Here is a 14,292-nt window from a genome sequence, read left to right as displayed (position 1 = left end):
GTATCCTATACATATATAATAAGGTATAAGGACAATGGCTGAGTACCCCATCAACAAGGGCATCGGCCGTCCGGTGGAGTTCAAGGGCCTGAAGGCGCAGTACCTGTTCCTGTTCGCGGGCGGGCTGCTCGCCGCCTTCATCCTCTTCATCATCCTCTACATGGCAGGCGCGGGCCAGTGGCTCTGCATCGGCTTCGGCGCGGTATCCGCCTCGTCGCTCGTGTGGCTCACGTTCCGGCTGAACGCGAAGTACGGCGAACACGGGCTGATGAAGTTGGGCGCGGCACGGATGCGCCCACGCCATGTGCTCCACCGCAGACGGGTGTCCAATCTGTTAAGACGAAAAAAGAAGAAAGGAAGAAACGTATGAGAAACATCATGAAAGCCACCACGCTGGAAAGCCGCTTCCCCCTGCTTTCGGTGGAACACGGGTGCATCGTCTCGAAAGACGCGGACATCACCGCCGCCTTCGAGGTGGAGCTTCCGGAGGTCTATACCGTCACGGCGGAGGAATACGAGGGCATCCACGCCACGTGGTGCAAGGCAATCAAGGTACTGCCCGACCATTCGGTGCTGCACAAGCAAGACTGGTACGTGAAGGAACGGTACCGCCCCGACCTCGGCAAGGAGGGCATGGGCTTCCTCGCCCGCAGCTACGAGATGCACTTCAACGAGCGCCCGTTCCTGCACCACAAGTGCTACCTGTTCCTGACGAAGACTACGAAGGAGCGCATGAGGCAGCAGAGCAACTGGAATACGCTGTGCCGGGGGCATATCGTACCGAAAGAAATACAGGACAAGGAGACGGCGGTGAAGTTCATCGAGGCGGTGGAGCAGTTCGCGCGTATCCTGAACGATTCGGGGCATATCAAATTGCGCCGCCTCTCCGATGACGAGCTTACAGGCACGGACAAGGAGACGGGCATCATAGGCAGGTACTTCGCCCTGTCGCTGGGCAACGCGGACTGTCTGGAGGACATCGAGATGACGGCAAGGGAAATGCGCGTCGGCGACAACCGCCTGTGCCTGCACACCCTGTCGGACACGGAGGACCTGCCCGCAGCGGTGGCCACGGACTGCCGTTACGAAAGGCTGTCCACCGACCGCTCGGACTGCCGCCTGTCCTTCGCCGCGCCGCTGGGACTGCTGCTGCCCTGCAACCACATCTACAACCAGTATGTCTTCATCGGCAACAGCGACGAGGAACTGCGCCGCTTCGAGAAAACGGCGAGGAACATGCAGTCGCTCTCCCGGTACAGCCGCCAGAACGCCATCAACCGCGAGTGGATTGAAGAATACCTGAACGAAGCGCACTCGCAGGGGCTGAAGTCCGTCCGCGCCCACTTCAACGTGATGGCGTGGAGCGACGACGCGGAGGAGCTGAAACGCATCAAGAACGACGTGGGCAGCCAGATGGCAAGCATGGGCTGTGTGCCGCGCCACAACACGACGGACTGCCCGACGCTGTTCTGGGCGGGCATCCCCGGCAACGCGGCGGACTTCCCGGCGGAAGAGTCGTTCCACACGTTCATAGAGCAGGCGGTGTGCCTCTTCGCGGGCGAGACCAACTACAAGGACTCTCCGTCCGCCTTCGGCATCCGCATGGCGGACCGCATCAGCGGCAAGCCCCTGCACATCGACATCTCCGACCTGCCGATGAAGCGCGGCGTGACGACCAACCGCAACAAGTTCGTATTGGGTCCTTCGGGCAGCGGCAAATCGTTCTTCATGAACCATCTGGTCAGACAATACTATGAGCAAGGCTCCCATGTGGTGCTGGTCGATACGGGCAACTCCTACCAAGGGCTGTGCGAGATGATACACCGCAAGACCAAGGGAAAGGACGGGGTTTATTATACCTATACGGAGGACAACCCGATTTCCTTTAATCCGTTCTACACGGAGGACAAGGTGTATGACATCGAAAAGAGGGAAAGTATCAAGACTTTGTTGCTGACGCTGTGGAAGAAGGACAATGAGCCTGCTACCCGTGCGGAGGAGGTTGCACTTTCCAATGCCGTGTCGCAGTACATAGGACGTATTAAGGAAGACAACAGCATTGTCCCATGCTTCAACACGTTCTACGAGTTTATAGACACGGATTATCGCAAGGTATTGGAAGATAAGAAAGTGCGTGAAAAGGACTTTGACATTGCCAGTTTCCTGAATGTGCTGGAGCCGTACTACAAGGGCGGTGAATATAATTACCTGCTTAATTCGGACAAGGAACTGGACTTGCTACACAAGCGGTTCATCGTCTTTGAAATCGACCAGATAAAAGAGCACGCCATCTTGTTCCCGGTTACGACAATCATCATTATGGAGTTGTTCATCAACAAGATGCGCCGTCTGCAAGGTATCAGAAAGATGATAATAATTGAAGAGGCTTGGAAGGCGATTGCTTCGGCGAATATGGCTTCCTATGTAAAGTATCTTTATAAGACGGTCAGAAAGTATTTCGGCGAGGCAATAGTGGTGACGCAGGAGGTGGACGACATCATCAGCTCGCCCATCGTCAAGGAGTCCATCATCAACAACTCGGACTGCAAGATACTGCTCGACCAGCGGAAGTTCATGAACCGCTTCGACCAGATACAGGGATTGCTGGGGCTGACGGAAAAGGAGAAGTCGCAGATACTTTCCATCAACCAGTCCAACGATTCGTCCAGACGATACAAGGAGGTGTGGATAGGCTTAGGCGGCACACAGTCGGCGGTGTACGCCACGGAGGTGTCCATACACGAATACCTTGCCTATACAACGGAGGAAACGGAGAAGATGGAAGTCCGCGAACTGGCGGGGAAGCTGGGCAGCGACATGGAAGCCGCCATACGGCAGATTGCGGAGAAACGTATGGACGAAGAAAAGTAACCGATGGAAACATCACCCGACCACAGACGGCGTTTGAGGCCACCTTATACGGCATATAAGGGTGTATCAAACGGCGTATGAGGTCAAGACACATTTTATCAACAAAAAAACAAGAATTGAAGATTATGAACATTGAACTGACAAAGACACAACGGCTGCTGCTTTGCGGCGGTCTGATAGGCTTGGCGTCGCTGATGCTGCAAGCCTGCGAGACGGTAATGAAAGAAAACGAAGACATCCGCGAGAAGATTTGCGGCAACTGGCAGAGCGTGGAGGGCAAGCCCGACATATTGGTGTACAAGGAGGGCGCACTTTACAAGGTGACGCTGTTCCGCAGGGCGGGCGTCCACCGGAAACTGAAGCCGGAGACCTACCTGCTGCAAAGGGAGGCGGACGGTAACCTCTACCTGAACACGGGCTTCCGCATCGACGTGGCATACAACGAGGAAACGGACATCCTGTCCTTTTCGCCTAACGGCGACTATATCCGGGTGAACACGGATGAAACAGCCAATGGCGAAAAGAAGAAAGAACAATAAGAATGTACCACTAAATCCAATGTGAATATGAGACAAAAACTGAAAATGCCATTGGTGGCAGCCTGCCTGTGCCTTGCAGGTGCAGGCACGGCAAACGCCCAATGGGTGGTGTCCGACCCGACGAACCTCGCGCAGAGCATCATCAACTCCGCCAAGGAGATGGTGGAAACGGCGGGCACGAAAGCCAACACGCTCAACGGCTTCTTGGAAACCAAGAAAGTGTTTGAGCAGGGAAAGAAGTATTACGACGCGCTGAAATCCGTACATGACGTGGTGAAGGGCGGCGTGAAGGTGTCGAAAAGCATCGGGTTGGTGATGGAAATATCAGAAATCTATGTGGATAACTACCAGAAGATGCTCTCTGATGAGAACTACACGCCGGAAGAGCTTGCCGCCATATCGTCGGGCTACACCATGCTGATAGACGAGAGTTCGGACGTGCTGCAAGACCTGAAGAACGTGGTGAACGTGACGGGGATGTCGCTCACGGACGCGGAACGGCTGGCGATTATCGACAACGCCTACCGCAGCCTGATGAACTACCGCAACCTCGTGCGCTACTACACGAACAAGACCATATCGGTGTCCTACCTCCGGGCAAGGAAGAAGAACGACATGGACCGGGTGATAGGACTCTACGGAAACCCCAACGAAAAATACTGGTAAGTTATGGGAGAGTTCGACAACCTTCACCAGATACTCCTTTCGCTCTACGACGAGATGATGCCGCTGTGCGCGGACATGACGGGCGTGGCGAAAGGGCTTGCCGGGCTGGGCGCGTTGTTCTACGTGGCGGTGCGCGTGTGGCAGTCGCTCGCCCGCGCCGAGGCGATAGACGTGTACCCGCTGCTCCGCCCGTTTGCGCTCGGTTTGTGCATCCTGTTCTTCCCGACCATCGTGTTGGGTACGATGAACAGCGTGTTAAGCCCCATCGTGCAGGGCGTACACGGCATCCTCGAAGAACAGACCTTCGACATGAACGAGTACCGGGAGCAGAAAGACAAACTGGAATACGAGGCGATGATGCGCAACCCGGAGACCGCCTACCTCGCCAGTGATGAGGAATTTGACCGCCAGTTGGACGAGCTGGGCTGGTCGCCCTCGGACTTGGTGACGATGACGGGGATGTACATGGACCGGGCGGCGTACAACATCAAGAAGACGGTGCGTGACTGGTTCCGGGAACTGCTGGAACTGATGTTCGCCGCAGCCGCGCTCATCATCGACACGCTCAGGACGTTCTTCCTCGTGGTGCTGAGCATCCTGGGACCGGTAGCCTTCGCCTTTGCCGTATGGGACGGCTTCCACTCGACGCTCTCGGCGTGGTTCAGCCGCTACATACAGATTTACCTGTGGCTTCCCGTGTCGGATTTGTTCAGCACCATACTGGCGAAGATACAGATTCTGATGTTGCAGAACGACATACAAGCGATGCAGACCGACCCGAACTTCTCGGTGGAGGCGAGCAACGGGGTGTACATCGTGTTCCTCATCATCGGCATCGTGGGCTACTTCACCATCCCGACGGTGGCAGGCTGGATCATCCAAGCAGGTGGCGGCATAGGCAGCTACAACAAGAACATCAACACCGCCGGGGCTTTGGGCGGCAGCGTGGCGGGAGCCGCCGCAGGAAACGTGGCAGGCCGCGCGGGCAAGCTCATCAAGGGAACGGCGGGAAAGCTGTTCCGAAGATAGGCATTCCGGACAATCCGTTTCCGTGAGTTGCCCGACCCTTAAAAACGGATTATTGAACAATTAAAAGACGAAAAGAAGAAAATGGAATTCAAATCACTCAAGAACATCGAGACGAGTTTCCGGCAGATACGTCTGTTCGGCATCGTCTATACGGCGGCCTGCGCCCTCGTGGTGGTCTGCTCGGTGGTGTGCGCCTTCCGCTTCGCCGAGGCGCAACGGCAGAAGATATACGTCCTCGATGGAGGCAAGAGTCTTATGCTCGCGCTCTCGCAGGACCTGTCGCAGAACCGCCCGGCGGAAGCCAGGGAACACGTGCGCCGCTTCCACGAACTGTTTTTCACCCTCTCGCCGGAGAAAAGCGCGATAGAGCACAACGTGAAACGCGCCCTGCTCTTGGCAGACAAGAGCGCGTACAACTATTACGCCGACTTCGCCGAAAAGGGCTTCTACAACCGCATCATCGCCGGGAACATCAACCAAGTGTTGCAGGTGGACAGCGTGGTGTGCAATTTCGACCGCTATCCCTACGAGGCGCGGACATACGCCCGTCAGATGATTATCCGCGAGAGCAACGTGACGGAACGGACATTAGTAACCGCCTGCCGCCTGCTCAACGCGAGCCGCTCGGACGACAACCCAAACGGCTTCACCATCGAGGGCTTCACGGTATTGGAGAACAAGGACATCCGGACGATTGAAAGATAATGCGTATGGGAAAGATGAAAAATCTCATTGAAAAGTGGACCACCGGGCTGAAAGGTTGGTTACGCAATAGGCTGGACGCCCTGCCGCCCAAAGCACGGCTTAGGATAGTCCTTGCGGCATTTGCCGTGTTCGCCTCGCTCTGTCTCTACATGACTGCCGCCGCAATCATCGGCTTCGGCAAAGGGGAAGAGGCATTGGAGATACGGCACATCGAGAAGTTAGAAATATATAATAAGGTGTATCACTCAAATTTGAATCCACAATGAAATTATCAGATTGGATATGGGAAAAGATGGAAAACTTGCAGGATGCCGGATTCCGATGGAAACCGACCTTGAAGTTCTGCCATCAGGTGCTTCGCTTGGATTACAATGCCATTGCCGATTCCATCGTAAGGAACGGGCATCGCCCGGCAATTACGGAAGAGCAGGCAAAAATACTCTGGGATTACCGTTTCTTCCGGAATCTGGACCAGACGGAACGCAGCGGCTGGCACAAGGTTATGGATGTACTGCAACAAACCGATTGGGGCAAACAGCAGGTCTGGTTGTTGTCCGGATTGAAAATGGGGAATGAAACACTTCCCCAAAAACTGAATGCCATGTACACGCTGCTTTGTAGTGCCCATACGGGTAAAAGCCATACCCTATGTCCTCTGCCCAATCCGGAAGAAGTGGCTACCGCCCATAAGCTGGTAGGGTATTGCATGAAGGACGAGGAACTCGACTACTTGAAGCGGCTTGCCCTGCATGGGGAATATCCGGGAGACCTGACCGCCATCAGGCATGGTCTGATGGATATGTACCAAAAGATAGAGGACCTCGAATGGGAACGGGCCAAGGAAATGCGTGCGGACAATCACTGGTCGGCGGACTCCATCGATGCGGCCATCCAGGAGGAAAAAGGACGGATTATGCGCAGTGCCTCCGATTTGTACGAGCAGAAAGTGCAGGGCAAGTTCCCGGACGACTATCGGAAAGCCCTGCACCGGGAACGGATGGTGCTTCATGGACTCTCTCAAAAGGGATGGGACGGGCAGACAAAAATTCCGAAACCTCTGTTGGTCAAGTATGGGTTGGCGGAATCATTCGGAAAAATAAGCGATGCGTTGATGGATTACATTATCCGTTGTGACATGGGAGACGATACTTATCCCAAGCATATGGTAGGGCATCATAACCGCATCATCAAAGAACAGTCCCGGATAGGATTGGAACGCTTGGAACACAGGTTGTTTCCGGATAAAAACAAACCAAAGCTCCATCCGGCTTCTTTGGGTACGCATAAAATGCCCATTCGCTTACAGAATCAGGTAAGCAAAGAGAATAAAGGTATAAAAATCAGACTTTGACAAGCTAATTGAACTGATGATGGAAACAAAAGAACAGAAGAATGAATCAAGAACAAAAGAGAAAAAGCCGCTGACGGAACAACAGCGTCAGCAAAGGCAGAAGATGCTGGTCTATCCGCTGATGGTGCTGCTGTTCGCCGGGTGTATGTGGCTCATCTTCGCGCCGTCCTCCGAGGACAAGGAGAAAGAACGGCAGGGACAGGGATTCAACACGGACATGCCCATGCCCGAAGACTCCAAAATCATCGGGGACAAGGCGAAAGCCTACGAGCAGCAGGATTTGGAAAACAAGCGGAAGGAACGCCGGGGCATGGTGGGCGACCTCTCCGCGTTCTGGAACGACAGCGACGGTGACACGCCAACGGACGATGCCGACACTTCGGACGATTACCGCCTGACACGGACGGAAACGACCGACGGGGAAACGGCGGACGAAAGACAGGCGGGCATCCGCACTTCCGCTGCCGCCTACCAACGGCTGAACACCTCGCTGGGCACGTTCTACGAGCCGCCGAAGGAGGACACGGAAAAGGAGGAACTCCGGGAGCGCATCGACGAACTGGAAGCCATGCTGGTGGCGCAGGATAGCAAGCCTTCCACGATGGAGGAACAGGTCGCCCTGTTGGAAAAGTCCTATGAGCTGGCGGCGAAGTACCAGAATGACAACAATGCCGGACAAGCCGCACAGCCCGATGAAACGGGAGGTTCTGTGAGTACAGGCGAAAAGAGCATGAAGGCAGAACCCGTAAGCGATGTAAGGCGGACGGTGGTGTCCGCCCTGCCGCAGCCCATGACAGACTCGGCGTTCATCGCGGACTATTCGGGGGAACGCAACTACGGCTTCCACACCGCCATCGGTGCGGAGGAAACGACGGGGAAGAACACCATCGCCGCCTGTGTGCAGGGCGACCAGACGCTGACGGACGGGCAGACGGTGAAGCTCCGGCTGCTGGAGCCGATGCGCGTGTCGGGGCGCGTCATCCCCCGGAACACGCTCCTTGTGGGCGCGGCACGGTTGCAGGGCGAAAGGCTCGGCATCGGCATCACCTCGCTGGAACACGGGGGAAACATCATCCCGGTAGAACTGGAGGTGTACGACAGCGACGGGCAGGCGGGCATCTTCATACCCGGCTCGATGGAGATAGACGCGGCAAAGGAAATCGGGGCGAACATGGGCAGCTCGCTCGGAAGCAGCATCAACATATCGACCGACGCGGGGGCGCAGCTCGCCTCCGACTTGGGGCGAGGGGCGATACAGGGCATCTCGCAGTACATCTCGAAAAGGATGCGCACGGTCAAGGTACATCTGAAGTCAGGGTACAGGGTATTGCTCTACCAAGAAAAGGAATGAACAGTCCAAAAACATAAAGGCAAAAAAAGAAAAAATAATCAACAAACTAATTTTTATTTACCACTAAATCCAACGTAAAATGAGTATCAAGAAAGTAATGACAATGTTTGCCCTGCTGATGGGCATCGCCTGTGCGAGCTACGCGCAGGGAGTGACGAACGACAGCACTGCCACCGCCAAGGAGGACGGGCTGGAACTGGTGAAGGACGTCTATCCGCAGACGGAGGAGGACGGCGACCTGTACCACGGTCTGACGAAAAAGCTGATGTTCGACCGCATGATACCGCCGCACGGCTTGGAAGTCACGTATGACAAGACCGTCCACATCCTGTTTCCGGCGGCGGTGCGCTACGTGGACTTGGGTTCGCCCAACCTGATAGCGGGCAAGGCGGACGGTGCGGAGAACGTCATCCGTGTGAAGGCGACGGTCAAGAATTTCCGCAACGAGACGAACATGAGCGTCATCACGGAGGACGGGTCATTTTACACATTTAATGTGAAATACGCCGATGAGCCGCTTATCCTGAACGTGGAAATGAAGGACTTTATCCACGACGGCAGCACGGTGAACCGACCGAACAACGCGCAGGAAATCTACCTGAAGGAACTGGGCAGCGAAAGCCCGATGCTGGTACACCTCATCATGAAGTCGCTGCACAAGGAGGACAAGCGCAAGGTGAAGCACATCGGCTGCAAGCGTTTCGGCATCCAGTACCTGCTGAAAGGGATTTATGTCCACAATGACCTGCTGTATTTCTACACGGAGATAAAGAACCAAAGCAATGTGCCGTTTGACGTGGACTACATCACGTTCAAGATTGTGGACAAGAAGGTGGCGAAGCGTACCGCCATGCAGGAACAGGTGCTGTTCCCGCTCCGCGCCTACAACTACGCCGTCCGTGTAGCCGGGAAGCGGTCCGAACGCACGGTGTTCTGCCTTCCGAAGTTCACCATCCCCGACGGCAAGCAGCTCGTGGTGGAGATGAACGAGAAGGACGGCGGACGCCACCAGACGTTTACCGTGGAGAACGAGGACTTGGTACAGGCTGAAACCATCAACGAACTGCGCGTGCGATGAAAGGAAAGGTACTGTTTATTGTAACGCTTCTGTTCGTCCTCCTGGCAGGACGGGCGGAAGCCCAACGGTGCCTGCCGAAGATGCGGGGCATCGAGTTGAGAGCCGGGCTGAACGAGGCGGACGGCTATGTGCTGGGAGCCATGCTTTCGAGCTACGCGAAAGGTGGGAACAAGTGGGTGTACGGGCTGGAATACCTGAAAACCAGCCACGGATACCGGAGTACGACCATCCCTGCGGCACAGTTCACGGCGGAGGGCGGTTACTACTACAACTTCCTCTCGGACGCGAAAAAGGTGGTGTTCTTCTACGCTGGCGCGTCAGCCCTTGCCGGGTACGAGACGGTGAACTGGGGCGGAAAGACGCTGTACGACGGGGCGAGGCTGAACAACAAGGACGCCTTTGTCTATGGCTGCGCCGCCACGCTGGAAATGGAGCTGTACCTCGTGGACTTCATTGCGCTGACGGCCTCGCTGCGTGAACGCTTCCTGTGGGGCGGCAGCATGGGCGTGTGCCACACGGAATACGGGATAGGCGTGAAGTTCATCATCAACTGAATGTGCGCCTATATGGATATAGAAGCGATGAAACGCTATCCGCTGGAGGACTTCCTTGCACGGCTGGGGCATCATCCCGTGCAAAGACGTGCCAACGCCATCTGGTACAGGTCGCCGTACCGGGAGGAACACACGCCTTCCTTCAAGGTAAACCCGGAAAAGAACCTCTGGTTTGATTTTGGCGAGGGCAAGGGCGGTAACATCTTCGCCCTTGCGGGGGAGTTCATCCAAAGCGGCGACTTCCTCACACAGGCGAGGTATGTGGCGGAGGTGGCGGACATGCCGTTGCAGGACTATGAGCAACGCCGCACCCCCGAAGTGCGGCAACCAGCCGGACACAGCTTCGAGGACGTGGAAGTGCTGCCCTTGCAGAGCCGGGCGTTACTCCATTACCTGCAAGAAAGGGGCATACCGTCCGCCATAGCCATCGCGAACTGCAAGGAGATGCGCTACTCCACGCACGGGAAACGGTATTTCGCCGTGGCTTTCGGCAACTGCGGTGGCGGCTACGAGATACGCAACCCGTTCTTCAAGGGCTGTGTGCCGCCAAAGGACGTCACCCTGCTGCCGTCAGGCTCTGCCGTTTGCAACGTGTACGAGGGCTTTGTGGACTACCTTTCCGCCCGTGCATTAGGCATCGGCGGCGGGGAGGACCACCTTGTCCTCAACTCGGTGTCCAATGTGGCGAGGGCGTACCGGCATCTGGACGGCTACGGAACGGTGCGGTGCCACCTTGACAACGACGAAGCCGGGCGGCGGACATTGGAAGCCCTGCGCACACGTTACGGCGAAAGGGTGTCGGACTGCTCCGGCATCTACGGCGGATGCAAGGACTTGAACGAGTATCTGCAAAGCCGTCTGAAACAAAACGAGAAGAACAACAAGAACATCAAACTTAAAATGTAACGGTTATGAACATGAACAAATTAAACAATACACGGAAAGTGAAAAGAAACATAGTAAAATCATTGGCAACCCTTTGTCTGGGGCTGCTCTCTGTATGCTTCACCGCCTGCGATGACGATTTGGACGTGACGCAAGCCTATCCGTTCACGGTGGAAGCCATGCCCGTGCCGAAGGAACTGGCGCAGGGCGAGACGGCGGAAATCCGTTGCGAACTGGTACGCGAGGGCGAGTTTGACGGGGCGGTCTATACCATCCGCTATTTCCAATACGACGGGGAGGGCACGTTGAAGCTGGATAACGGCTTGGTGTTGCAGCCCAACGACCGCTACCTGCTGGAGAACGAAAAATTCCGCCTATATTACACCTCGGAGTGCGACGAGTCGCAAAGCCTGACCATCACGGTGGAGGACAATTTCGGCAATGCCTGCGAGTGGGAATTGGAGTTCAACAACGACTCGGACGCGGAAACGGAGGGAGGCGTCGCTGTGTCTGACACCTTGAACGCCAGCCGATGATGCGCAAGGCGTTGCTCCTGCTGCTGGCGGCTGCCCTCTGTGGCAGCCTGCCGGCACAAGACACGGACAGCATGGCGGAACTGCTGGCATCGTTTAACAATCATCCCAAGGCTGACATCGCCGTTGAACTGATAAAAAAGTACGAGGGACTGCACGACCGTTCCGATTACCCCTACTACGGCTACGGGCATCGCAGGTTGCCCAACGAAAACCTTTCCTATGACATGACGGAGGCGGAAGCCGAAGCCCTGCTCCGCAAGGATTTGGCGGTGCGCTACAAGCTGTTCCGCAAATTTGGTAAAGATGCCTTGCTTCTTACCGTATTAAGTTTCAATGTGGGTCAAGGGGTATTGCTTGGTCACGGCGGACACCCGAAAAGCAAACTCATCCGCAAGCTGGAAGCCGGGAATCGAGACATTTACCGTGAATATATCGCTTACTGCCGGTACAAAGGAAAGCAGCACGCCATGCTATTCAATCGAAGAAAAACAGAATTTGCGTTGCTATATATTCCGTGATATGATTAAAATTCCTTGCGGTAAATAATTTCGCAAGGAATTTTTGCTTCCAATACAAATAAACATATTATCTTTACAAATAAATTTTCGAAAAATGAAAGAGCCGAAAGAAATCTATTATTTACCTGTAGAACAGTTATCTGATGATGTTATTCAATATATTGAAAAAGTTTTTGAGTTATTAGATGCTGTAAAAAATGATTGCAATAGCAATAATTTTTCTCGCCGATTTACTTTCATAAGAGATGAGAAAGCTATTAGTGATGTTGCGGAAATTAAAAAAGATAATAATAAATTAAATCATATATATATCAACGAAAATTTCTGTCAGTATTTATGGTCTGTTTGTGTCTATCTTATCGCATATTTTGAAAATGTTATACATATCCCTATGATGGATGCTGTTGGTATTAATAAAAATGGATATAAGCCCAATATGATAGATGTAGAATATGGCAATGATTGTTTTTTCAGAGGACGGCAATTATTACATAACTTTAATAGAGATGCATATTGGGTTACTCCAAATATCTGTAATCCGCAGCAATTTGAAAATATTATAAGCCATGCGAATGATGTCTATTGTGCTGCAATAGCATTTATATATGCTCACGAGTTTTCACATAATTATTTGGGGCATACACAAATACAGCAAACGCTTTCTCGTTCAATAAATGATGAAATTGCAGCAGATGATATGGCAATTAGCTTTATTCAAACTGAATATAACTCTGCATGGGGAAGAACCTATAAGGCAGGAATTGCAACTACATTAGCAGCCCTTTTATTAATGGGAGAGGATTCTATTTCTGGTGGTGGAACCCATCCAGATATGGATGTTCGAATAGAAAATTTGGTTACTAAACTGGAATTGCACGAAATGGATCTTCTTTGGGGCTATTTAGGGGTTGCTTTAAGATTATGGCTTCTTGTTTTTGATGGCTTATCCATCAAAGAGGATATGCAGCAACCGGGGTTTGGTTCATACAAAGAGATATATTTATATTATATAGAAAAATTAAAGATTGTCAGGCAACAACGTTATCCTACAATTATCAAACCAGACTGGGATATATAATTAATGACTTCATTGGATTTTTCCATCTTATCGAAGATGGGGGCAACGGTTTCTTTGCTACTTTCTTATCCGCCGACCTGCTCATGAAAGAAAGTAGCGGGCGGCAAGCCTGCCGCCCGATTTTACCGCTTTATCCTTTGCAGCACACGCTCAAGTGTGCGCTCGGCAATGGGGCGTGTGTCCTTGTTCCAAAGGTTATACCCGTGTACGGATATTCCCACGCTCCGCAAATCTCGGATATAACCGGACGCTTCATCTTGCGTGGGCAGGTAAACGAACTGCACCCATGCGTCCCTGCCGTCTGTCAGTATGAAATAGTATTTCATTTCGCTTGTTTTTTCAGTTGTTACGAATGGAGTGTGGGCGGTGTTTCCACCGCCACGCACTCAAAATTCCTTTATGTCGGCGATAGCCGTGCAGCGTGTGAGCCATTCCTTTACGCAGGGCATGTTGTATTCGGAAGTGATGACTGCCGTATGCCCGTTTATCTGCGTAAACCTCGTACTTTCATAGTCCTCCACCCATCCTTTGAGGCTGTCCGTTCCCCATGCGTCCGCATCGGCGAACATATTGTCCAAAACCTTGATAGGGTCGCTGAACGTCACTATCAGCGTTTCATATCCTGCGCTCATCGTCTGCCCTCCTTCGCTTTAATCCATTCGTCACGCAACCGCCTGCACTCGTCCAATGTGGGTTTCACGCAGGAGAACAGTTCTCCCGTTGTGGTGTCCCGATAGTCATATTGGTACATCGTGCGGACTTTGCGCCCGATTTTCAGTTGGAATTTCTCGTATTTCTCACCTGCCGTGCAGGTGCTTACTCCGTTAATAGTCATTCTTGTTGTCATAGCCTTATCAATTAAAATTCAACAATCAGTAATCTGTTCTCCAAACATTGGTCGGGGTCGGATGCCTTTTTCTGTGTCACCCACAGATGGTGTGCGCCATACCCGAATGCGAAAAGGGCGTTGAAAAGTTTCTTTCGGGCGAACACCTCCATTACCCCCCTTACATCCTGCTCGTCCTTTGTCAGTACAAGCGTGTTCAACAATTCGATGAACATTTCAGGCAGTTTCTCGTGCCACCCGAAAATCATGTTTTCTATTCTCACTTCCATATCAATAAGTATTAA

The 14,292-nt window shown here is 53.3% G+C and carries 19 protein-coding genes; 15 read left to right on the top strand and 4 right to left on the bottom strand.

The annotated features are described in order from the left end of the window. Nucleotides 1–34: 34 nt before the first annotated feature. The 15 genes from H9626_RS10645 (at nt 35) to H9626_RS10575 (ending at nt 13,161) form a co-directional block, all read left to right on the top strand. Nucleotides 35–370, top strand: coding sequence for a DUF4133 domain-containing protein (locus tag H9626_RS10645; protein ID WP_004322031.1), 336 nt, complete (start codon nt 35–37; stop codon nt 368–370). Further along, nucleotides 367–2,871 (top strand): TraG family conjugative transposon ATPase, encoded by a 2,505-nt coding sequence (locus H9626_RS10640; protein WP_004322029.1) that lies wholly within the window; start codon nt 367–369, stop codon nt 2,869–2,871. The genes H9626_RS10645 and H9626_RS10640 overlap by 4 nt, the downstream gene beginning before the upstream one ends. Before the next feature lie 125 nt (nt 2,872–2,996). Beyond that, complete coding sequence (locus H9626_RS10635) at nt 2,997–3,410, top strand: DUF3876 domain-containing protein (RefSeq protein WP_004322027.1); 414 nt, start codon at nt 2,997–2,999, stop codon at nt 3,408–3,410. 27 nt (nt 3,411–3,437) lie between these two features. After that, on the top strand, nt 3,438–4,076 hold the full coding sequence (locus H9626_RS10630) for a DUF4141 domain-containing protein (RefSeq protein ID WP_004322026.1): 639 nt from the start codon (nt 3,438–3,440) through the stop codon (nt 4,074–4,076). 3 nt (nt 4,077–4,079) lie between these two features. Further along, complete coding sequence (traJ, locus tag H9626_RS10625) at nt 4,080–5,105, top strand: conjugative transposon protein TraJ (protein ID WP_007841019.1); 1,026 nt, start codon at nt 4,080–4,082, stop codon at nt 5,103–5,105. A gap of 81 nt (nt 5,106–5,186) precedes the next feature. Beyond that, nucleotides 5,187–5,810: a conjugative transposon protein TraK gene (traK, locus tag H9626_RS10620; protein WP_004322024.1), complete on the top strand. Its 624-nt coding sequence runs from the start codon at nt 5,187–5,189 to the stop codon at nt 5,808–5,810. Nucleotides 5,811–5,824: 14 nt separating this feature from the next. Continuing rightward, complete coding sequence (locus H9626_RS10615; protein WP_004322023.1) at nt 5,825–6,076, top strand: TraL conjugative transposon family protein; 252 nt, start codon at nt 5,825–5,827, stop codon at nt 6,074–6,076. Next, the gene (locus H9626_RS10610) at nt 6,073–7,161 is read left to right on the top strand and encodes a hypothetical protein (RefSeq protein ID WP_004322022.1); all 1,089 of its coding nucleotides are present in this window, start codon (nt 6,073–6,075) and stop codon (nt 7,159–7,161) included. Before H9626_RS10615 ends, H9626_RS10610 begins: the two co-directional genes overlap by 4 nt. A 19-nt stretch (nt 7,162–7,180) precedes the next feature. Next, nucleotides 7,181–8,512: a conjugative transposon protein TraM gene (traM, locus tag H9626_RS10605; RefSeq protein ID WP_004322021.1), complete on the top strand. Its 1,332-nt coding sequence runs from the start codon at nt 7,181–7,183 to the stop codon at nt 8,510–8,512. 79 nt (nt 8,513–8,591) lie between these two features. Beyond that, nucleotides 8,592–9,590 (top strand): conjugative transposon protein TraN, encoded by a 999-nt coding sequence (gene traN / locus H9626_RS10600; protein ID WP_004322020.1) that lies wholly within the window; start codon nt 8,592–8,594, stop codon nt 9,588–9,590. Further along, entirely contained in the window at nt 9,587–10,144 is a 558-nt protein-coding gene (locus tag H9626_RS10595) for a conjugal transfer protein TraO (RefSeq protein WP_004322018.1), read from the top strand. Before traN ends, H9626_RS10595 begins: the two co-directional genes overlap by 4 nt. A 12-nt stretch (nt 10,145–10,156) precedes the next feature. Then, nucleotides 10,157–11,050 (top strand): DUF8464 domain-containing protein, encoded by an 894-nt coding sequence (locus H9626_RS10590; RefSeq protein ID WP_007841022.1) that lies wholly within the window; start codon nt 10,157–10,159, stop codon nt 11,048–11,050. Between the two features lie 5 nt (nt 11,051–11,055). Further along, nucleotides 11,056–11,565: a DUF3872 domain-containing protein gene (locus H9626_RS10585; protein ID WP_004322015.1), complete on the top strand. Its 510-nt coding sequence runs from the start codon at nt 11,056–11,058 to the stop codon at nt 11,563–11,565. Beyond that, nucleotides 11,562–12,083, top strand: coding sequence for a glycoside hydrolase family protein (locus H9626_RS10580; RefSeq protein WP_004322014.1), 522 nt, complete (start codon nt 11,562–11,564; stop codon nt 12,081–12,083). Before H9626_RS10585 ends, H9626_RS10580 begins: the two co-directional genes overlap by 4 nt. Nucleotides 12,084–12,177: 94 nt before the next feature. Continuing rightward, nucleotides 12,178–13,161, top strand: a complete 984-nt coding sequence (locus H9626_RS10575) for a phage exclusion protein Lit family protein (RefSeq protein WP_004322013.1) — start codon at nt 12,178–12,180, stop codon at nt 13,159–13,161. Nucleotides 13,162–13,283: 122 nt separating this feature from the next. On the opposite strand, the gene H9626_RS10570 is transcribed toward H9626_RS10575, so the two are convergent. Genes H9626_RS10570 through H9626_RS10555 form a run of 4 tightly spaced genes read right to left on the bottom strand, consistent with a single transcriptional unit; the run spans nt 13,284 to nt 14,277 of the window. Next, the gene (locus tag H9626_RS10570) at nt 13,284–13,487 is read right to left on the bottom strand and encodes a hypothetical protein (protein ID WP_008156960.1); all 204 of its coding nucleotides are present in this window, start codon (nt 13,485–13,487) and stop codon (nt 13,284–13,286) included. 60 nt (nt 13,488–13,547) lie between these two features. Beyond that, the gene (locus tag H9626_RS10565) at nt 13,548–13,793 is read right to left on the bottom strand and encodes a DUF6956 domain-containing protein (protein ID WP_004322012.1); all 246 of its coding nucleotides are present in this window, start codon (nt 13,791–13,793) and stop codon (nt 13,548–13,550) included. After that, a complete protein-coding gene (locus H9626_RS10560) occupies nt 13,790–14,008 on the bottom strand; it encodes a DUF3873 family protein (protein ID WP_004322011.1) in 219 nt (72 codons plus the stop codon). The genes H9626_RS10565 and H9626_RS10560 overlap by 4 nt, the downstream gene beginning before the upstream one ends. A gap of 11 nt (nt 14,009–14,019) precedes the next feature. Continuing rightward, complete coding sequence (locus tag H9626_RS10555) at nt 14,020–14,277, bottom strand: DUF8466 domain-containing protein (protein WP_004322010.1); 258 nt, start codon at nt 14,275–14,277, stop codon at nt 14,020–14,022. Nucleotides 14,278–14,292: the final 15 nt, after the last annotated feature.

The sequence above is a fragment of the Phocaeicola faecium genome, from assembly GCF_014837055.1.
GTDB classification, from domain to species: domain Bacteria; phylum Bacteroidota; class Bacteroidia; order Bacteroidales; family Bacteroidaceae; genus Phocaeicola; species Phocaeicola gallinarum.
The sequence above is the reverse complement of the archived record's forward strand: the minus strand, read 5'-3'. Positions and strand labels throughout refer to the sequence as shown.